Origin of the sequence: Kytococcus schroeteri, assembly GCF_002847825.1 — a bacterium.
GTDB classification, from domain to species: Bacteria; Actinomycetota; Actinomycetes; order Actinomycetales; family Dermatophilaceae; genus Kytococcus; species Kytococcus schroeteri.
The window spans coordinates 49905-68618 of record NZ_PKIZ01000005.1; the positions used below are offsets into that span (position 1 = coordinate 49905).

Genomic DNA, 18714 nt, shown 5'->3' on the forward strand with positions numbered 1-18714 from the left:
CTCAACCGTTCCGCAGCAGGGTCAGGGCCTCGGCGCGCGTGGCCTGGTCGGTGAAGTGGCCCCGCACGGCGGAGGTCACCGTCCGGGCCCCCGGCTTGCGCACGCCGCGCATGGTCATGCACAGGTGCTCGGCCTCCACCACCACGATGACGCCACCGGGGTCCAGGTGGTCCACCAGCGCGTTGGCCACCTGCGTGGTCAGGCGCTCCTGCACCTGCGGGCGGCGCGCGTACATCTCCACCAGGCGGGCCAGCTTGCTCAGCCCGGCCACGCGGCCGTTGCGGGGCGTGTAGCCCACGTGGGCCACCCCGTGGAAGGGCAGCAGGTGGTGCTCGCACAGCGAGTACATCTCGATGTCGCGCACCAGCACCATCTCGTCGTGGTCCACCGCGAAGGTGGTGCCCAGCACGTCGGCGGGGTCCTGCTCCAGCCCGGAGGTCAGCTCGGCATAGGAGCGGGCCACCCGGGCCGGGGTGTCGAGCAGGCCGTCACGGTCGGGGTCCTCCCCCACGGCCAGGAGCAACTCCCGGACCGCCGCCTCGGCACGCGCGAGGTCCATCAGCCCCGACCACCCGCGGGACCCCAGCCGCTCGGGCTGGACCCCGGGGTCGGGGGCTGGCCGTGGCCCTCACCGGGGCCGGCCGTGCTCCCGGGCTCACCGGCACCGTGGCCCGGGTCCACCGGGTGCTCGTCCACCGGCAGCTGGTCCAGCGGGCCGGAGATGTCACCGCGCGCGACGGCGGCCTTCTCACCCTCGGTGAGCACCGGGGGCCGCTGCGAGACCGGACGGTCCTGGCTGGAGAGCCAGGTGGCGCGCACCGGGCGCTTCTTGACCGGGGCGAAGATCTCGGCCAGGCGCTCGGCGTTGATCGTCTCCTTGTCGAGCAGCTCCAGCACGAGGTCGTCCAGCAGCTCGCGGTTCTCGTTGAGCGCGGCCCAGGCCTCGTCGTGCGCGGCCTCGATGAGGGCACGCACCTCGGCGTCCACCACACCGGCCAGCTGCTCGGAGTAGTCGCGGCCACCACCCATGTCGCGGCCCATGAAGGGCTCGCCGCCCTGCTCGCCGAGCTTCACGGCACCGACCTTGTCGCTCATGCCGTACTGGGTGACCATCTTGCGCGCGATGTCGGTGGCCTTCTCGATGTCGTTCGAGGCGCCCGTCGACGGGTCGTGGTAGATGATCTCCTCGGCCACGCGGCCACCCAGCGCGTAGGCCAGCTGGTCGAGCAGCTCGTTGCGCGTGGTGGAGTACTTGTCGTCCAGCGGCATCACCATCGTGTAGCCGAGCGCACGGCCGCGGGGCAGGATCGTGATCTTGCTGACCGGGGCGGTGTGGTTCATCGCCGCGGCCACCAGGGCGTGACCACCCTCGTGGTACGCCGTGACCTTGCGCTCCTTCTCGTTCATCACGCGGGTGCGCTTCTGCGGACCGGCCATGACGCGGTCGATCGCCTCGTCGAGCGCGCGGCTGTCGATGAGCTGCGCGTTGGAGCGGGCCGTGAGCAGTGCGGCCTCGTTGAGCACGTTGGCCAGGTCGGCACCGCTCATGCCCGGCGTGCGGCGGGCCACGGCCAGCAGGTCCACGTCGCCGGCCATCGGCTTGCCGCGCGCGTGCACCTTGAGAATGTCGTGGCGACCCTTCATGTCCGGGGCCTCCACCGCGATCTGGCGGTCGAAACGGCCCGGGCGCAGCAGCGCGGGGTCGAGCACGTCCGGACGGTTTGTGGCCGCGATGAGGATGACGTTGGTCGAGCCGTCGAAGCCGTCCATCTCCACGAGCAGCTGGTTCAGCGTCTGCTCACGCTCGTCGTGGCCACCGCCCATGCCGGCACCGCGGTGGCGACCCACGGCGTCGATCTCGTCCATGAAGATGATGGCCGGCGAGTTGGCCTTGGCCTTCTCGAACAGGTCACGGACGCGGCTGGCGCCCACACCCACGAACATCTCCACGAAGTCCGAGCCGGAGATGGAGTAGAAGGGCACGCCCGCCTCGCCGGCGATGGCGCGGGCCAGGAGCGTCTTTCCGGTGCCGGGCGGGCCGTAGAGCAGCACGCCCTTGGGCACCTTGGCACCCACCTGCTGGAACTTGGCCGGCTCGGTGAGGAACTCCTTGATCTCCTCGAGCTCCTCCACCACCTCGTCGGCGCCGGCGACGTCCTCGAAGGTCACCTTGGGCATGTCCTCGGTGGCCAGCTTGGCGCGGGACTTGCCGAACTGCATGATCCGCGAGCCGCCACCCATCTGCGGCATGATCAGCAGGAAGAGGCCCACCAGGAGCAGGAAGGGCAGCATGGTCAGCAGCAGGCTGACGAACCAGTTGGCCTTCTCCGGGTCGTCGGTGAAGCCCTTCTCCGGCTTGTGCTCGTTGAGCGCCTTCACCACGTCGTCGCCGCGTGCGTCCACGTAGAAGCTCTGGATCTTGCGGGCGTTCTCCACCCCGCCCCCGGAGTACTCCTGCCCCTCCTTGAGCGTGAGGTCGACACGGTCCGGCGTGACCTTGGCGGACTCCACCTTGTCCGCCTGGATCTGCTCCAGCGCCGCCGAGGTGTCCACGCGCTGGAAGCCGTCACTGCCCTTCAGCCCGAACCAGACCAGGGCCGCTGCGATGATCAGGAAGATCCAGAACATCGGCGTACGCCACATCTTCTTCATTGCCATCCTCGTGCGGGGCGCGACCCCGCGTCTCGTCCTGCCGACGTCGTGCCGACGCTCGATGCTCGATGCTCGCACCAACGTGCGATGGCGGCCCAGTGTTCCACAGGGCCCTGTGCAGGAGCGCCCGGACGCGGCGTCAGCTCACTGGTACATGTGCGGCGCGAGGGTGCCCACGCAGCGCAGGTTGCGGTAGCGCTCGTCGAAGTCCAGCCCGTAGCCCACGACGAAGTCGTTGGGGATGTCGAAACCCACGTAGCGGGCGTCGATCTCCACCTTCATGGCGTCCGGCTTGCGCAGCAGGGCGGCCACCTCCACCGAGGCGGCGCCGCGGGAGGCCAGGTTGTCGAGGATCCAGCTGAGCGTCAGCCCGGAGTCGATGACGTCCTCCACCACGAGCACGTGGCGGTCGGTGATGTCGACGTCGAGGTCCTTGAGGATGCGCACCACACCGCTGGACTTGGTGCCCGAGCCGTAGGAGCTGATGGCCATCCAGTCCATGGGCACGCTGTAGGGCATGGCGCGCATGAGGTCCGACATCACCATGACCGCGCCCTTGAGCACGCCCACCATGAGCAGGTCCTTGCCGCGGTAGTCCTCGGCGATCCTCCCGGCCATCTCCTGCAGACCGGCCAGGATCTGCTCCTCGGTCAGCAGGACCTTCTCGAGGCCGTCCTCCATGTGCTCAGCGTCCACGTGGTCCTCCGGGTCGGTGTCGTGGTGGGCGTCGTCGTGCTCGATGCGGTACGGCCGCCTCAGGCGGGTCGTCCGTGGCGTACGGCGTCCCCTGGTGCCGGCCCATTCTTGCCGATGGGGCCGACGACGGCGTCACCGCCCACCGTGCGCCACCGCCCCCACCGCCACGGACCGGGCACGTCCACCGCGCCCTGCCCGTGCCAGGCGGTCAGCAGGCGGTCCAGCTGCGCCAGGTGCACCGAGGTGGGGTCCGGCACGCCGGGGCCGGCCGCCTCGCGCACCAGGGCGCGCCACACGCGGGGCCGCAGCGCCTCCTCGAGGCCGGCGAGCGCGGCCACCTCGACGCTCCCGTCGGGTGCCACGGCCAGTCCCGCCCGCCGCTCGGCGGCCAGGGCGTCGAGCAGGTCGGCGTCGGCCCGGGCGTGGGCGGCGGTGCGGGCCAGGGCCGGGCCGAGGTCCTCGCCGGTCTCGGCGGCCAGCAGGTCCAGCGCGCGCCGCACCCGCACCCGGGTGAACCGGGGGTCGTCGTTGTGGGGGTCGTGGTGCACGGGCAGCCCCAGGTCGGCACAGGCCTGCCGCGTGGTGGCCCCGGGCAGGTCCAGCAGGGGGCGCACCAGGGGGCCTCGGCGGGGCGCCATGGCCGCCAGCGAGCGCGTCCCCGCACCGCGCAGCAGGCCGAGCAGCACCTGCTCGGCCTGGTCGTCGCGGGTGTGCGCCAGCCAGAGCTCAGCCCCGCCGGGCAGGTCGGCCGCCAGCACGGCGCGCCGTGCCTCGAGCGTCGCGTGCCGGGCCGTCCGCGCAGCGGCCTCCGGCCCGTCCCCGGCCTCCCGCACCTGCACCCGGTGGACCCCCACCTCGTCGATGCCGAGGCGCTGGCAGACCCGCGCGGCCTCCTCGGCGACGCCCCCGCTGCCGGGCTGCAACCCGTGGTCCACCACGGCCGCCGCCACCCGCGGCGCCCCACCCCGGCGGGCCAGGAAGTCCGCCTCGAAGGCGACCGCCGCCGCCATCGCGACCGAGTCCGGGCCCCCGCTCACCGCGAGCAGCACCGCGCGCCCCGCGGCCACGGCCTCGGCCAGCGGGGCGCGCACCGCGTGGCGCACGGCGGCAACGGCCACCGGGGGTCCGGGCACCTCAGGCTCGCGCGGGTGGGTGGCTCAGTGGCCGGTGTTGCACTGGCAGCCCTGCAGCGCGGCCACCACCTCGTCGGTGTACTTGCGGGCCACCATCGGCTGGGTGGAGCGCTCGAAGTCGTCACTGCTCACCACGAAGGTCAGCAGGCGACCGTCCTTGGTCACCGTGGTGCCGGCCATGCCGCTGGCCATGGGCAGGGTGCCGGTCTTGCCGCGCACGAAACCGCGGGCCTCCTCTCGCCCGTCGCCGTAGAAGCGCGGGGTGAGCGTGCCGTACAGGCCCGCCATGGAGAGGTTGGCGAGGATCGTGTGGTACTCCGCGTCCTCCCCAGAGGCACCCTTCTGGAGCAGCTCGCCCAGCACGTGCACGGGGATCTTGTTCTTGCTCGTCAGCCCCGAGGCGTCGAACTGCTCGTGGCCGCTGTTGTCGATGCCGCGGTCCTTGGTCTGCTGCACCACCCAACGGCCGACGTCGGCCGGGCCCGACTTCTCCACCGACAGCCCGCCAGTACCCAGGGCGGCCTGGCGGGTGATGGTCTCCACCCGTGCGTTGTCGCTGATCTGCAGGGCGTGGATGAGCTGGTCGCGCACCGGGGCGGACTTCACCACGCCCAGCTGGTCGCCCTTGGCCTTCGCCTTGGTGCGGATGATCGACTTCTCCACCGGCACGCCCACGTCGTGCAGGGCCTGGGCGAAGGCGCCCGCGGCACTCATCGCCGGGTCGGCCGGGGTGGGGTGGTGGTGGCGGGCGCGGTCGTCGAAGAGCTGCATCATCACCACGCGGCCGGTCCAGCCCTCGTTGAGGGCCACCTCGGACCAGTCCTCCGACCAGCTCGGGCCGGCCTGCGAGTCGTCCAGGGCCACGCGGAAGGTCTTGGGCAGGTCCTCCCCGGCCTCGCGGCGCTTCTTGAGGTCGGCGGCCACCTGCTCGGCCAGGTCCTTGAGCCCCGCTCGCCCGGCGACGGCCAGCGGGTCGCCGTGGCCGCGCGACAGCATCGTGTCGCCGCCGGAGACGATGACGATGTTGTCGCCCGCGTCGAGCAGCGCGCGGGTGGACAGGCGCTGGTCGAGATTCCACCCGGAGTGCACCACCGCGCCGGTGGAGACGAGCTTGGTCATGGACGCCAGGTGGTTGGGGCGGTCGGCGTTCTGCTGGAAGAGCACCTCGCCGGTGGCGGCGTCGCGCACGTCCATGGAGAGGAAGCCCAGCTCCTCGGCCTCGATGGTGTCGCCCAGGGCCTTGCGCACCGCCTCCTTGCTGGGGGCCGGGCCGGAGTTGTCCAGGTGCTCCACGACCGGCTTGCGCTCGGGCAGGCCCTCGTCGATCTTCCTGACCTCCTCCTCGTCGGTGGGGCCGTCGACCACCGCGTTGGCGGCTCCCGGCGCCATCGCCTGGTCGAGCACCTCCACCGGCTGGCCGGCGGCGGCCGCCTCGTCGGGGGACCCGGCACGTGCGGTGAGCAGGTCGGGCGAGCCGTTGTCCCCCTCGGAGGGGGCCGGCGCATTGGTGAGCACTCCCGGCACCTTGTCGTAGACATCGGCCGTCACGTAGGCGCCCACGAGGGCCACCACCGTGGTCGAGGCGATGAGGGTGTTGCGGAGGGAGGACTTCACCGGGCACCTTTCGGACGCACGCACAGGATGGGGGAGACTGGCCCCAGCGTAGACGCCAACCAAGGAGGCTCCATGGAATTCGACATGACCGTCGAGATCCCCGCCGGCAACAAGAACAAGTACGAGATCGACCACGAGACGGGCCGCATCCGCCTGGACCGCCTGCTCTTCACGGCGATGCGCTACCCGGCCGACTACGGCTACATCGAGGACACCCTGGGCGAGGACGGCGACCCGCTGGACGCGCTGGTGCTGCTGGACGAGCCGACCTTCCCCGGCTGCATCGTGCGTGTGCGCCCGGTCGGCGTGTTCCACATGGTCGACGACGCCGGCGGTGACGACAAGGTGCTGTGCGTGGCCGCGGGCGACCCGCGCCGCGACGCCATCCAGGACACCTCCGACGTGTCCGACTTCACCCTCGACGAGATCCGCCACTTCTTCGAGGTCTACAAGGCCCTGGAGCCGGGCAAGTACGTGGAGGAGGGCTCGCACTGGGGTGACCGCGCGGCCGCCGAGAAGATCATCACCGAGGCGCTGGACCGCGCCAAGGCCGAGGGCATGACCACCGCCCGCTGGCCGCTGCCGGGCCACGACGCCGACGACACCGAGCGCTCGATCGACCGCGCCGAGGGCGGGTCGCAGGCCGACAAGCCGGAGGCCTGAGCCACCGCGCGACGACGCCCGACGGGGCGGGTGCGACCGACGAGGTCGTGCCCGCCCCGTCGTCGTGCACGGGACGCCCGCGGGCGAAAGCCCGGTGACAGTCCGCGCCCCTAGGGTCCGAGCACACACACCCCGAGGGAGTCCCATGATCCGCATTACCCCGTCCCGCCTGGCTGCCCTGGCCGGCATCGGCCTGCTCAGCCTGACCGCCTGCTCCGGCGGCTCGCAGGAGAGCGCCCAGGAGCAACCGGCCGCACCGCCCAAGGTGTCCGACACCTCCACGGCCTCCCCTGCCCCGAGCAGCGAGAGCTCCGACAAGACGTCACCCGAGACCTCCCCCGAGGCCGCGGACGAGTCGCCCACGAGCCGGGTGAGCGACACCGCGTCCGACGCCGGCCCCACCGCATCGCCCAGCGCGTCACCGACGTCGCCGGGTGCCCGGCCGAGCCCCTCGGGGAGTCCCTCCCCGGCCGCCGCCCCGTCCACCCGCAGCGCCACGCCCACCGAGGACGCCTCGACCCCCTCGCCCAGCACCGCCCCCGCGGCGCCGGGCGACGCGGAGGAGTGCGCCGGCGCGGGCGCCGAGAAGGCCCTGCACCACGGCCTGCGGAAGCTCAACGCCCGGGAGAGCGACTGGACGTGGCACAGCAACGGCGCGGACACCTCGCTGTACGACCCGTGCGCAGACCTCTCCCCCATCGCCGTGACCGTCGAGTACGCCACCGGGAGCTCACCCTGGATGATCATGCTCTTCCACCGGGGCGAGTACCTCGGAACCGCGACGGCACAGCCCGTGGGCATGGGGCAGCTCATGAGGAGGCGCGCGGACGACGTCATCGAGGTGACGTACCTGTACCCGAAGCCCGGGGAGTCGAACGCCGCGCGCTCCGGCAGGGCGGTCAGCACCTTCACGTGGGACGGGTCCGCGCAGAAGGTCGTGATGGCCGGCGACCTCCCGCCCACGGAGGAGGAGCTCCCCGAGCAGGGCAGGGAGAAGCCCACCGACCCGCCCGTGGACACCGGTGACACCCCGCCCCGTGGCGCGGCCCCCGAGGTCGTGCACCAGGGCGTGGCCCGCATCCTCACCCCGAGCGACAAGATCGGGTGCGAGCTGCACCGCACCTGGGCGGAGTGCGGCATCGAGTCCTATCTCGACTCCGAGCGCTACGGCACCGAGAACGACATGCCGCTCTGGTGGGCGACGCTGCCCGAGCAGGGCACGGCGGGGCTCTCCGCCAAGGGCGACGCCCCCAACTACCGCGGGGACAACGGCGGCCCGGCCGGCCAGGTGCTCGAGTACGGGGAGAGCGTGACCTTCGGCGACATCACGTGCGACTCCGAGTCGACCGGCCTGACGTGCACCAACACCGCGAGCGGTCACTCGATGACGATGAACAAGCGCGAGTTCGTGACCCGCTGACGCACCCGCACACGACGGAGGCCCCACCTACTGGTGGGGCCTCCGTGCGCCGGAGCCGCCTATCGGAATCGAACCGATGACCTGTTCATTACGAGTGAACCGCTCTGGCCGACTGAGCTAAGGCGGCGGGTGCTCCACACGCTCCGGGCGCGTGATGCGAACGCCCACTATAGCGGTGCCCCGCCACGCGGCGGAAATCCGACGCGGCAGCACCTCCCCTCAGCAGCGCGCGGCGTCACCCTCGGGCACCGCGCCGGTGAGCAGGTAGCCCTCCACGGCGGAGTCCACGCACTGGCTGCCCCGGCGGTATGCGGTGTGCCCGTCGCCGTCGAGCGTCAGCAGGTGCCCGTTCTCGAAGTCCTTCGCCGCGCGCTGCGCCCACGCCAGCGGGGTCGCCGGGTCACGGGTGGTGCCCACCACGAGGATGGGGCCGCTGCCCTGGGCGACGGCGTCGAACGGCTGGGCGGGCTTCACCGGCCACCCCTCGCAAGCCGACCCCTCGCCCATGAGGAAGTCGCCCCACAACGGTGCCTCCCGGCGGAACGCGGCCCGCACCTGCGCCTCGGTGCGCCCGGTGGTGTCCTCGGCGCGGTCGTTGCACGAGTACACGGTGAAGGCCTCCATGAGGTTGGAGGCGTACTCCCCGTCGGCGGTGCGGTCGGCGTAGCCGTTGGCCAGCTCCAGCAGCCGCTGGCCGTCACCACGCTGCGCCGCCTCCAGGGCCTGGGCGAGGCTCTCCCAGCTGCCCTCGTCGTACATGGCGGCGGCCAGCCCGTAGGTGGCCCAGCCGACGGTCAGCTCCGTGACCCGCGGGTCGGACCCCACTGGCGGGGGCTCCTCGTCGATGCGGCGCAGCAGCTCCCGCAGGCCGGCGGTGGCCTCCTCGCGCGTACCGCCCAGCGGGCACCGGGAACGCTCCTGGACGCACCAGTCCAGGAAGGCACCGGTGGCGGTCTCGAAACCCTTGGCCTGCCCGATGGCGATCTGCGTGGCATCCAGGTCCGTGGGCAGCATGCCGTCCAGCACGAAGGCCCCCACACGGCGGGGGAACTCCTGGGCGTAGGTGGCGCCCAGCTGGGTGCCGTAGCTGAGCCCCAGGTAGTTCAGCCGCGCGTCCCCCAGGGCGGCGCGCAGCACGTCCATGTCGCGGGCAGCGTTGGACGTGGTGATCGAGCCCAGCCGGTGGCCAAGCTTCTCCCGGCAGCCCTGCGCGAAGGCCTTCTGCACTCGCGTCGCCTCCCGCTTCTCCGCGGCGTCGTCCGGGGAGGTGTCCAGGCCCAGCAGGGCGTCCAGCCCGGGGTCGTCCACGCAGTCCACGGCCTCGGAACGGGCCACACCGCGCGGGTCGAAGCCCACCACGTCGTACACGCGCCGCACCTTCGGACCCACCACTTGGTCGGCCGCCTGCGCGTAGTCCACGCCGCTGGCCCCGGGGCCACCGGGGTTGAGCACGAGCGACCCGATGCGGTGCTCGTCGTCGCCCGCCCGCACCCGGAAGAGGGCCAGCTGCATCGTCTCCCCGTCGGGCCGGTCGTAGTCCACCGGCACCTCCAGCTCCGCGCACTCCCCGCCGTCGCAGCGCTCCCACTCCAGCTGCTGCTCGTAGAAACGGGACAGCTCGGCCGGCGGGGCGGGCAGGGACTCCTCGGCGCCCGGGCTGCGCAGGTCCTCCGGCAGCGGGCCACCGTCGGGGGTGCAGCCGGTCAGGCCCAGCCCGAGCACGGCGGCCCCGGCCAGCAGGGCGCGCGCACGGGAGGCGCGGTGTCGTGGGGTGCGGGTGGTCATCGGGGACCCCTTCCGGTGCTCGTACGGGCCAGGTCCCCCTGCAGCTGGTGCAGGCCCACCAGCATCGCCTCCAGCGCCAGCAGGGGGGTCACGTTCTCCCCGATGCGGGTGCGCGCGGTGTCCACCTGCTCCAGGCAGAGCAGCAGCGCGTCGGCGCTCGTGGTGCCCGCCAACCGCTGCAGGTCCCCGGCGTCCTGCGGGTTCACCAAGTCGACCCCGCTGGCCCCGACGGAGACCAGCAGCGCGTCGCGGTACACCGAGGCCAGGTCCACCAGCGTGCGGTCGATGACGTCACGCACCCGCCGCGTGGCCCGCGCCTTCTGCTCCTTGGCCAGCTGGTTGAGCTGCCCCCGGATCGCCGGGGGCTGCGCGCGCGCAGTGGGGTCCGCGCCGTTGAGGCGCAGCAGCTCCTCGCGCTCGGCCACGTCGCGCTGCTCGGCCTCGGCCGCCGCCTCACTGGTGGCCACCTCGTGCAGGGAGGCCGCCTTGCGCAGCGCCGAGCCGAGCCCCTCCAGCTCGAAGGGGATGCGGGTCACCGTGTGGCGCCGGGCACGCGCGGACTCGTCGCGGGCCAACCACCGCGCCACCCCGATGTGGGACTGCGCCGCTCGGGCCGCGTAGGCCGCCATCGCCGCGTCCACCCCCTGCGACTCCAGCAGCGCCGCCACGGCCTCCACCGGCGGGGTGCGCAACGAGAGGTGCCGCGAGCGCGACCGGATGGTGACGATGACGTCCTGCGGCGAGGGGGCGCACAGCATCCACACGGTGCGTGGGCTGGGCTCCTCCAGCGCCTTGAGCAGGGCGTCGGCGGCCTGCTCGGTGAGCCGGTCGGCGTCCTCGATGACGATGATGCGCCAGGCCCCCACGGACGGGTGGTGGGCCGCGGTCAGGGCCAGCTCGCGCGCCTGCTTCACCGGGATGCTCAGCCCCTCGGTGTTCACCACCTCCACGTCGGCGTGGCTGCCGTCCAGCGCGGTGCGGCACTCACGGCACTCCCCGCAGCCGCCGTCGGGGCAGAGCAGGGCGGCGGCGAAGGCGCGCGCCGCGGTGGACCGGCCGGACCCCGGAGGCCCGGTGAACAGGTAGGCGTGGGTCAGCCGCGCCGGGTCGGCCACCGCGGCGGCGAGCCCGGCGGCCAGCTCCTCCTGGCCCACCAGCGAACCCCAGACGCCGTCACGCACCGGCGCCTCCCAGCAGGGCGTCCACGGCCCCGGCCACCTCGGCGGCCAGGTCGGCGGCCGGCCGGGCGGCGTCGAGCACCAGGTAGCGCTCCGGCGCGGCGGCGGCCAGGGCCAGGAAGTGCTCGCGCACCCGGGCGTGGAAGGCCGCGGACTCGGCCTCGAGGCGGTCGTCCCGGCCCCCACGGCGCCGTCGCCCCTCCTGCGGGTCCACGTCGAGCAGCACGGTCAGGTGCGGCACGAGGCCCTCGGTGGCCCAGCGGGAGATCGAGGCCACCTCAGTGGCGTCCAGGGCGCGCCCGGCGCCCTGATAGGCCACCGAGGAGTCCACGTAGCGGTCCCCCACCACCACGGCCCCCCGCTCCAGGGCGGGGCGCACGAGGCTGGCGACGTGGTGGGCCCGGTCGGCGGCGAAGAGCAGCGCCTCGGCCCGCGGGGCCACGTGGTCACCGTGGAGCAGCAGCTCACGGATGCGGGCACCCAGGGGCGTGCCCCCGGGCTCCCGGGTCACCACCACCTCGCGTGCGGGGTGCGCGGCCCCCAGGTGCTCCACGAGCCGCGCGATCTGCGTGCTCTTGCCGGCGCCATCACCCCCCTCGAGGACGACGAGGACGCCCGCCGGCGAGGCCGTCACCGGCGCTCCCGCCGGGGCAGGGCACGGGTGTGCTCCTCCCCCGGGCGCACCCGCTCCACCATCCGGGTGGTGACGCGCTCCAGGGCCATGAACTCCTCGGAGCTCATCCCGTCGAGGAAGACCGCCCGCACGTCCCGCACGTGGCCGGGGGCGGCGGCCTCGAGGGCGGCCCGCCCCTCGGCGGTGAGCAGCACGTCGGCACCGCGGCCGTCCTCCGCGGTGGCCTCGCGTCGCACCAGACCGCGCTTCTCCATGCGGCTCACGTGGTGGCTCAGGCGGCTGCGCTCCCAGCCCATGCGGCGCGCCAGCTCGGTGACGCGCAGGCGGTCGCCGTCATCGGAGAGCATCACCATGACCTCGTAGTCCGAGATGGACAGGTCAGCGTGCTCCTGCAGGCAACGGTTGAGGTGGGCCTGCACGTCGGTGCACAGCGACACCCACCGGCGCCACAGCGCCTGCTCGTCGTCGGTCAACCACGGCACGGGCTCCCCCTGCGCCTCCGCGGTGCCGCCCGGACCGCCCCTCGAACCGTCGCTCTGCATGGGGCGACTCTAGTGGCGGGCACCGACGACCTCCCCGCCGCCTGTGGGTTCCGGCCGTCCGTCCACATCCACCCGTGGTGGGGGTCCCGCACGAGCCCCGCCGTGGCTAGCGTGGCCGCCGACAACCGCACGGCCCGGCCCACCGGCGCCGCCGACCCCAGGAGGAACCCAATGGCCCTGCACGGCAAGCTGTTCGACCAGTACGAGGAAGTCTCCGGCAACGACCAGTTCATGCTGCAGAACAAGAAGCTCCTCAAGGTGCAGATGCAGTACGGCCCGGTCTGGGCGCTCACCGGGTCGATGGTGGCCTACCAGGGCGACATCCGCTTCAAGAACAAGGGCTCCGGCGGCCTGGGCAAGATGTTCAAGCAGGCCGTCACCGGCGAGGGCGTGGACATGATGGAGGCCACCGGCACCGGCGAGCTGTTCCTGGCCGACCAGGCCGCCGGCATCCAGGTGCTCTACATGGAGAACGACGAGCTGAGCATCAACGGCCAGAACGTGCTGGCCTTCTCGGCCTCCATCGACTGGGACATCCACCGCATCCAGGCCCGTGGCGCCGCCATGACCGGTGGCCTCTACAACGTGGGCCTGCGCGGCACCGGCTACGTGGCCATCACCACCAAGGGCGAGCCGGTGGCCCTGGACGTCTCCGGCGGCAACACCTTCGTGGACCCGCAGGCGGCCGTGATGTGGACCCGTGGCACCCGCATGGACGTGCGCGTGGACTCCGGCGGCCTCGGCTCGATGCTGCGCGGCGGCACCGGCGAGACCTTCCAGATGGCCTTCTCGGGCCAGGGCCACGTCATCGTGCAGCCCTCGGAGAACGTGCCGCACTCCGGCTCCTCCGGCGGCTCCAGCGGCGGCGGCGTCATCGGCGAGCTCTTCAACTGAGCCGACCCGCACCGCAGCACACCCGCAGACCCCGCCGGCCACCCGGCGGGGTTCGCCGTACCCTGCGACCACCTCCCGCCCCACCACCAGGAGCCCCCATGACCCCGCGTGCCGTCGTCCGCCGTCCCAGCCCCCGCCTCTCCGAGGGGCTGACCACCCACATCGAGCCGCGGCCGGTGGACGCCGGGCTGGCGCTGCGCCAGTGGCAGGCCTACTGCGACGCGCTGCGCACCGCCGGCTGGGAGGTGGTGGAGGCCCCGCCCGCCGACGAGCACCCTGACGGCGTGTTCGTGGAGGACGTGGCCGTGGCCTACGGCGACACGGTGGTCATCACCCGCCCCGGCGCCCCGGAGCGGGCCGGGGAGGTCGAGGGCATGGCCGAACTCTTCTCCGGCCTGGGCCGCCGCGTGGTGGACCTGCCCGCCGGGCACCTGGACGGCGGGGACGTGCTCAAGCACGACGACCTCGTGCGCGTGGGCCTGGGCGGACGCACCGACGAGGCCGGCGTCGACGCGCTGCGCACGGCGCTCGCCCCGCTGGGCGCCCGGGTGGAGGCGGTGCCGGTGGACCGCGCCCTGCACCTGAAGTCCGCGGTGACCGCCCTGCCGGACGGCACCGTCATCGGGTGGGAGCCGGTGGCCCCGACCCACGAGGCCCTGGGCGAGGTGCTGGCGATGCCGGAGGAGGGCGGCGCGCACGTGGTGCTGCTGGGCAGCGACCGACTGCTCATGGCCGCCTCCGCACCGCGCTCGGCCGACCTGCTGCGCGAGCGCGGGTACGAGGTGGTGACCGTGGACGTCAGCGAGTTCGAGGCGATGGAGGGCTGCGTCACCTGCCTCTCGGTGCGCCTGCGCGACTGACCGGTCCCTCCGCGGACGGACCGCAGTGCCGGCGGATCACTCCTACCGTGCGGGCATGCGCCGACACCCCGCCCTGCTGCTCGCCCTGGCCGCCCCGATGGTGGTGGCGTCCCCCGCCGCCGCCCTCGACGTGCCGGCCCCGCCGGAGTCGGGCAACGTGGCCGACCACGCCGACCTGCTCACCGACGAGGAGGAGCGCGCGCTGAACGCCCGCATCGACGCGGGGAACCGCTCCACGGACTCTGCGCGCGTGGCCGTGCTCACCGTGGAGTCCCTGGAGGGCGAGGGTCTGGAGGACTTCTCGCGCCGCGTGGCCACCGAGTGGGGCGTGGGCGACGCCGGCAAGGACAACGGCGTGCTGGTGCTGCACTCCGAGGGCGACCGCGAGGTGCGCCTGGAGGTGGCCGACGGCGCCCGGCAGCGCATCGACGACGGGGACGCCGAGAAGGTGGTGGACCGCATGACCGACGCCTTCGGTGACGAGGACTTCGCGAAGGGGCACACCGAGGGCGTGGACACGCTCTACGAGCTGGCCCGGGGCGAGGAACCGTTCGCGTGGACGCCGGCCGAGAAGGCCGTGGCGTGGGCAGCCGGCATCGGCGGCGGGGTGCTCGCCCTGGTGCTCGGCACGCTGGGCGTGCGCTCCTACCGCCGCGTCAAGGCCGAGGACGACCGCGAGAAGGAGCTCACCCGCCGGCTGGTGCGCGAGGCCCGCGCGGCCGACCCGGAGCTGCCCGAGCCGGACGACGAGGAGTTCGCGGCGTTCGACCGCTACCGCCGCGAGCACGGCACCGACCCGCTGCCCAACGGTGCCGCGTTCAGCTACGGCGCGTGGCTGCCGTTGTACGCGGCCAACCCCACGAGCATGGGTGCCCCCGAGCCCACGAGCGGCTCCAGCACGAGCTCGTTCGGCGGGGGCAGCGGGTTCAGCGGTGGCGGGGCCAGCGGCAGCTACTGAGCCAAGCGCCGCGGCCCGGGGCCACCGGGCCGACCCGGGTCACCAGCGGCCGCGGCCTCCCGGCGGCACCGTGCGCCAGGCCGCCAGACGCTGGGGGTCCTGCGCGTCGAGGAACTCCACCAGCTCGGCGAAGGACACGCAGTGCACCTCCTCGCGGGGGCACTGCTCGCGGGTGAAGCGCTCCATGGCGTCCAGATAGGTGCCGTCGTCCCAGGCGGCCAGGTGGTTGCCCAGGACCAGGGGCGCCCGGTTGCCCTCCAGGGCCTGCTCGAGCTCGTGCTCGTAGGTCTTCTCCATGACCCGGCCGCGCTCGGCCTTGGACACCTCCGGCGCCCAGGTGTTGAAGGCCGACAGCCAGTTGTAGTCCATGGCCAGCACCGAGCGGCGCCCCATGGCGTCGCTGCCGTGGACCTGCACCGACGGGATCGGGAAGTTCCACACGCCGTTGGCCTTCTCCGGCCAGGTCACGGCACCCACGGTGGAGGAGTCGTAGGTCCACCCGTCCTCGGCCGCGGCCTTCTGCGCGTTCTCCGGCCCCTCCAGGCAGGGGGTGCGTCCGCCTTGGACCTTGCGGGCGATGCCCTTGGGCAGCGCCGTGCCGCCCTTGAGGGGCGTCTTGCCCTCCCACCGCTCCACGAAGCGGTACCACTCGTCCATCTCCTGGTGCCACTGGGCCACCGACCAGTCGGCGCCGCCCTGGGGGCCGCAGAAGTGGCCGTTGTAGTGGGTGCCGAGCTCGTGGCCGGCCTCGATGGCGGCGGCGAGCTCACGGGTCGTCTCCCGCACCATCTGGGCCGTGCGCGGCCGGATGTGCTGCATGCCCTTGGGGTGCATCGGCGGCCGGTAGGTCTCGGCCACCTCCTCGCCGGTGGCCAGGAACGGGCCGCTGAGGAAGAAGGTCATGTGCGCGTCGGACTCGTCCGCCGCGGTGCGGAAGCGCGAGACGCCCTTCTCGCGCGGTGTCTCCCCGGCGCCGTCCCAGGAGATCACCACGAACTGCGGCGGCTTCTCGCCGGCCGGCACCTTGCGGGCCAGGTCGGAGGGGGCCTTGGAGGGCGAGGGAGCCTCACCGTGCGTGTCGTCGCCGCTGCTGCTCGGGTCACCGGTGGCGTCGCCGCTCCCGCCGGACCCCTCGCCGGCGCTGCCGGACGGGGCTGCGCCCGGGTCGCTCGAGTCGCCCGAACCACCCGACGGCTCGTCCGTCGTCCCGCCCGCGGGGGTGCCGACGGCATCGGCCGGTGCCGAGCCCCCGCTCCCCTCCTCGCTGGGCTGGCCCGAGCAGGCCCCCAGCACCGTCGCGAGTCCCACCATCATCACGGCACCCCGGCCGAGTCGTCCCACCATCGGTCTTTCCTGCACCTTGCGCTCGTCGGTCCCCTTGCCCCTGCACCGTAGGAAAGGGGTCGGGGCCGGGATGTCCGCCCACGGGGGGATCCCCCGTGCGCCCACCAGGTGACCGAGGGCGCGCCCGCCGGAGAGCGGAGGGACCCGCCGGAATCCCCCATCGGGACACCTCTACTGTGATGTAGCACACAGACCACGGCGCAGGCCGCCCACCGCTCGGAAGGACCCCCCATGAGCACGCCCACCCCGGACACCCGCACCGTCGCCGTGCACGCCGGTCGCCACGACCTGACCGCGCTCGGGGTGCACGCCGCCCCCATCGACCTCTCCAGCACCTCCCCCCTGCCCGACGTGGAGCACGGCGGCGAGGCCTACGAGCAGCTCGCCGGCGGCGGGCGCCCCGGCGAGGGGCACTCGCTGGTCTACCAGCGCCTGTGGAATCCCACCGTGGCGCGCTTCGAGGACGCCCTGGCCGAGCTCGAGCACACCGACGAGGCGGTGGCCTTCGCCTCCGGCATGGCCGCGGTGAGCGCCTCGCTGCTGGCCTGCGTGGCCGCTGGCACGCCCCACGTGGTGGCCGTGCGGCCGCTCTACGGCGGCACCGACCACGTCCTGGGCACCGGCCTGCTGGGCACCGAGGTGACCTGGGCCGAGCCGCACGAGGTGGCCGAGGCCGTCACCGACCGCACCGGGCTGGTGATCTGCGAGACGCCCGGCAACCCCACGCTCGACCTGGTGGACCTGCAGGCCGTGGTGGCCGCCGCCGGCGACGTGCCGGTGCTGGTGGACAACACCTTTGCCACCCCGGTGCTGCAGAACCCCGCCGACCACGGCGTGACCCTGGTGCTGCACTCGCTCACCAAGGCCATCGGCGGCCACGGCGACCTGCTGGGCGGAGCCGTGGCGTGCACGTCCGAGTGGGCGGTCCGCCTGCGCCAGGTGCGCGCAGTGACCGGCGGGCTGCTGGCCCCGCAGGTGGCCTACACGGCGCACCGCGGGCTGCAGACGCTGCCGGTGCGTGTGGAGGCGGCGACCCGCACCGCGCAGGAGGTGGCCGCGTGGCTGGCCGGGCAGCCCCAGGTGGCCGAGGTGCTCTACCCGGGCCTGGCCACCGGTGCCGATGCCGAGCTGGTGGCCCGGCAGATGCGCGGCCCGGGTTCGATGATCGCCTTCCGCCTGGCCGGTGGGTACGCCGCCGCCTCGACGGTGGCGCAGGCCTGCCGGATGATCGTGCACGCCGTGAGCCTGGGCGGGGTGGACACGCTCATCCAGCACCCGGCCGCCCTGACGCACCGCCCCGTCCCGGCCGACGCCCGACCGGCAGCCGACGTGCTGCGGCTGTCGGTCGGGCTCGAGTCGGCCGGCGCGATCATCGCCGACCTGGAGCAGGCGCTGGCGCAGGCCTGAGGCTCACGCCTCCAGCCGGTCGGCGTTGGCGGTGTGCGCGTCCCTGGCGTACGCCGCCAGGCCCTCGGCCACGTCCTCGTAGGTCTGCCGGAAGCGCGGGTCGCTGACGTACAGCTCGCCCAGGCCGCGGTGAATCTGCGGGGTGCACTCGTAGAACCAGCGCGTGATGTGCTGGCGGTGGGCCTCGGCGGCGCCCATGGCGCGCTGCGAGGTGGCGGGCTCACCGGCCCGCATCACCGAGGCGAGGTCGGCCAGCAGCTGATCGGCCTCGGTCTTGATGGCCTCCCAGTCGGCCTTCTCGTAGCGCCGCGTGCGCTGCTGGGACTCGGCCCACTGCGGGCTGTCGCCCCAGCGCCGCTCGGACTCGGCCTGGTAGTCGTCCAGGTTGTCGGCGAAGGAGTCGCCGAAGATCTCGCGCTGCTCGGCCCGGCTGATGCGGTAGCCGTGGTTCTCGGTCTCCTGCGGGTGGGTGTTCATCTCGGCCTCCAGTGCCGTGTCGATGGCGTCGAGCAACCCGGTCAGCTGCTCGACCTGTCGGATGACCGCCTCGCGACGCTCCCGCAGCCGGTCGGCGACGCCGCCCCCGTCGGCCACCTGCGCGATCTCCTCCAGGGAGAGGCCCAGGCGCCGCAGGAACACGACCCGCTCGAGGCGGGCCACGTCATCGGCCGTGTACAGCCGGTAGCCGGACCACGACCGGTGCGAGGCACCGGCGAGGCCCACCTGGTCGTAGTGGTGCAGGGTGCGCACCGTCACGCCGAGGTGCTCGGCCACCTGGCCGACCGTCAGGTCGTCGGAATCGGTCATGGCCACCACTGCACCGCCTCACGTCGCGTCAGGGTCAAGTGTGGACCGGCGAGGGTCAGTCCGGAGGTGGCGGCAGGCCACCCGTCCCGGCGGCGGGGCGCGGGGCGGCACGGGAAACCGCCCGCCG

The 18714-nt window shown here is 73.4% G+C and carries 17 protein-coding genes and 1 tRNA gene; 6 read left to right on the top strand and 12 right to left on the bottom strand.

The features are described 5' to 3' along the window. Position 1: 1 nt before the first annotated feature. The 5 genes from folE to CYJ76_RS03755 form a co-directional block, all read right to left on the bottom strand. Positions 2–559: a GTP cyclohydrolase I FolE gene (gene folE / locus CYJ76_RS03735; protein ID WP_101849279.1), complete on the bottom strand. Its 558-nt coding sequence runs from the start codon at positions 557–559 to the stop codon at positions 2–4. Next, a complete protein-coding gene (ftsH, locus tag CYJ76_RS03740) occupies positions 559–2658 on the bottom strand; it encodes an ATP-dependent zinc metalloprotease FtsH (protein ID WP_101849280.1) in 2100 nt (699 codons plus the stop codon). The genes folE and ftsH overlap by 1 nt, the downstream gene beginning before the upstream one ends. A 138-nt stretch (positions 2659–2796) precedes the next feature. Further along, on the bottom strand, positions 2797–3348 hold the full coding sequence (gene hpt, locus CYJ76_RS03745; RefSeq protein ID WP_070704261.1) for a hypoxanthine phosphoribosyltransferase: 552 nt from the start codon (positions 3346–3348) through the stop codon (positions 2797–2799). 59 nt (positions 3349–3407) lie between these two features. Next, entirely contained in the window at positions 3408–4481 is a 1074-nt protein-coding gene (gene tilS / locus CYJ76_RS03750; protein WP_101849281.1) for a tRNA lysidine(34) synthetase TilS, read from the bottom strand. Between the two features lie 24 nt (positions 4482–4505). Beyond that, the gene (locus tag CYJ76_RS03755) at positions 4506–6095 is read right to left on the bottom strand and encodes a D-alanyl-D-alanine carboxypeptidase (RefSeq protein WP_101849282.1); all 1590 of its coding nucleotides are present in this window, start codon (positions 6093–6095) and stop codon (positions 4506–4508) included. 72 nt (positions 6096–6167) lie between these two features. Here CYJ76_RS03755 and CYJ76_RS03760 point away from each other — a divergent pair, with 72 nt between their 5' ends. Both CYJ76_RS03760 and CYJ76_RS12385 read left to right on the top strand, forming a co-directional pair. Next, the gene (locus CYJ76_RS03760; RefSeq protein ID WP_070705232.1) at positions 6168–6758 is read left to right on the top strand and encodes an inorganic diphosphatase; all 591 of its coding nucleotides are present in this window, start codon (positions 6168–6170) and stop codon (positions 6756–6758) included. A gap of 145 nt (positions 6759–6903) precedes the next feature. Further along, entirely contained in the window at positions 6904–8178 is a 1275-nt protein-coding gene (locus tag CYJ76_RS12385) for an LppP/LprE family lipoprotein (RefSeq protein ID WP_180802198.1), read from the top strand. A gap of 53 nt (positions 8179–8231) precedes the next feature. On the opposite strand, the gene CYJ76_RS03770 is transcribed toward CYJ76_RS12385, so the two are convergent. The 5 genes from CYJ76_RS03770 to CYJ76_RS03790 form a co-directional block, all read right to left on the bottom strand. Beyond that, positions 8232–8305: transfer RNA gene (locus tag CYJ76_RS03770), tRNA-Thr, on the bottom strand. Positions 8306–8397: 92 nt separating this feature from the next. Next, on the bottom strand, positions 8398–9963 hold the full coding sequence (locus CYJ76_RS03775; protein ID WP_101849283.1) for an alpha/beta hydrolase: 1566 nt from the start codon (positions 9961–9963) through the stop codon (positions 8398–8400). Beyond that, positions 9960–11144, bottom strand: coding sequence for a DNA polymerase III subunit delta' (locus CYJ76_RS03780; protein ID WP_101849284.1), 1185 nt, complete (start codon positions 11142–11144; stop codon positions 9960–9962). Before CYJ76_RS03780 ends, CYJ76_RS03775 begins: the two co-directional genes overlap by 4 nt. Then, positions 11137–11775 (bottom strand): dTMP kinase, encoded by a 639-nt coding sequence (gene tmk, locus CYJ76_RS03785; protein WP_101849285.1) that lies wholly within the window; start codon positions 11773–11775, stop codon positions 11137–11139. The genes CYJ76_RS03780 and tmk overlap by 8 nt, the downstream gene beginning before the upstream one ends. Beyond that, positions 11772–12317, bottom strand: a complete 546-nt coding sequence (locus CYJ76_RS03790) for a MarR family winged helix-turn-helix transcriptional regulator (RefSeq protein WP_101849286.1) — start codon at positions 12315–12317, stop codon at positions 11772–11774. The genes tmk and CYJ76_RS03790 overlap by 4 nt, the downstream gene beginning before the upstream one ends. A gap of 102 nt (positions 12318–12419) precedes the next feature. On the opposite strand from CYJ76_RS03790, the gene CYJ76_RS03795 reads away from it, so the two are divergent. The 3 genes from CYJ76_RS03795 (at position 12420) to CYJ76_RS03805 (ending at position 15029) form a co-directional block, all read left to right on the top strand. Next, positions 12420–13211: an AIM24 family protein gene (locus CYJ76_RS03795; protein WP_238138139.1), complete on the top strand. Its 792-nt coding sequence runs from the start codon at positions 12420–12422 to the stop codon at positions 13209–13211. Between the two features lie 98 nt (positions 13212–13309). Beyond that, complete coding sequence (gene ddaH / locus CYJ76_RS03800; RefSeq protein ID WP_101849288.1) at positions 13310–14071, top strand: dimethylargininase; 762 nt, start codon at positions 13310–13312, stop codon at positions 14069–14071. Between the two features lie 55 nt (positions 14072–14126). Beyond that, positions 14127–15029: a TPM domain-containing protein gene (locus CYJ76_RS03805; RefSeq protein WP_101849289.1), complete on the top strand. Its 903-nt coding sequence runs from the start codon at positions 14127–14129 to the stop codon at positions 15027–15029. Positions 15030–15068: 39 nt separating this feature from the next. Here the strand turns inward: CYJ76_RS03805 and CYJ76_RS03810 are convergent, their stop codons facing one another. Further along, positions 15069–16373, bottom strand: coding sequence for a polysaccharide deacetylase family protein (locus CYJ76_RS03810; protein ID WP_070706176.1), 1305 nt, complete (start codon positions 16371–16373; stop codon positions 15069–15071). Positions 16374–16604: 231 nt separating this feature from the next. Here CYJ76_RS03810 and CYJ76_RS03815 point away from each other — a divergent pair, with 231 nt between their 5' ends. Next, positions 16605–17780 (top strand): trans-sulfuration enzyme family protein, encoded by a 1176-nt coding sequence (locus CYJ76_RS03815; protein WP_101849290.1) that lies wholly within the window; start codon positions 16605–16607, stop codon positions 17778–17780. Between the two features lie 3 nt (positions 17781–17783). Here CYJ76_RS03815 and CYJ76_RS03820 read toward each other — a convergent pair whose 3' ends face one another. Then, entirely contained in the window at positions 17784–18587 is an 804-nt protein-coding gene (locus tag CYJ76_RS03820; protein ID WP_180802199.1) for a MerR family transcriptional regulator, read from the bottom strand. Positions 18588–18714: the final 127 nt, after the last annotated feature.

Coding starts and splice junctions, on each gene's coding strand:
- folE (WP_101849279.1), bottom strand. CDS start 559: ATGGACCTCGCGCGTGCCGAGGCGGCGGTCCGGGAGTTGCTCCTGGCC.
- ftsH (WP_101849280.1), bottom strand. CDS start 2,658: ATGGCAATGAAGAAGATGTGGCGTACGCCGATGTTCTGGATCTTCCTG.
- CYJ76_RS03760 (WP_070705232.1), top strand. CDS start 6,168: ATGGAATTCGACATGACCGTCGAGATCCCCGCCGGCAACAAGAACAAG.
- CYJ76_RS12385 (WP_180802198.1), top strand. CDS start 6,904: ATGATCCGCATTACCCCGTCCCGCCTGGCTGCCCTGGCCGGCATCGGC.
- CYJ76_RS03775 (WP_101849283.1), bottom strand. CDS start 9,963: ATGACCACCCGCACCCCACGACACCGCGCCTCCCGTGCGCGCGCCCTG.
- CYJ76_RS03790 (WP_101849286.1), bottom strand. CDS start 12,317: ATGCAGAGCGACGGTTCGAGGGGCGGTCCGGGCGGCACCGCGGAGGCG.
- ddaH (WP_101849288.1), top strand. CDS start 13,310: ATGACCCCGCGTGCCGTCGTCCGCCGTCCCAGCCCCCGCCTCTCCGAG.
- CYJ76_RS03805 (WP_101849289.1), top strand. CDS start 14,127: ATGCGCCGACACCCCGCCCTGCTGCTCGCCCTGGCCGCCCCGATGGTG.
- CYJ76_RS03810 (WP_070706176.1), bottom strand. CDS start 16,373: ATGGTGGGACGACTCGGCCGGGGTGCCGTGATGATGGTGGGACTCGCG.
- CYJ76_RS03815 (WP_101849290.1), top strand. CDS start 16,605: ATGAGCACGCCCACCCCGGACACCCGCACCGTCGCCGTGCACGCCGGT.
- CYJ76_RS03820 (WP_180802199.1), bottom strand. CDS start 18,587: ATGACCGATTCCGACGACCTGACGGTCGGCCAGGTGGCCGAGCACCTC.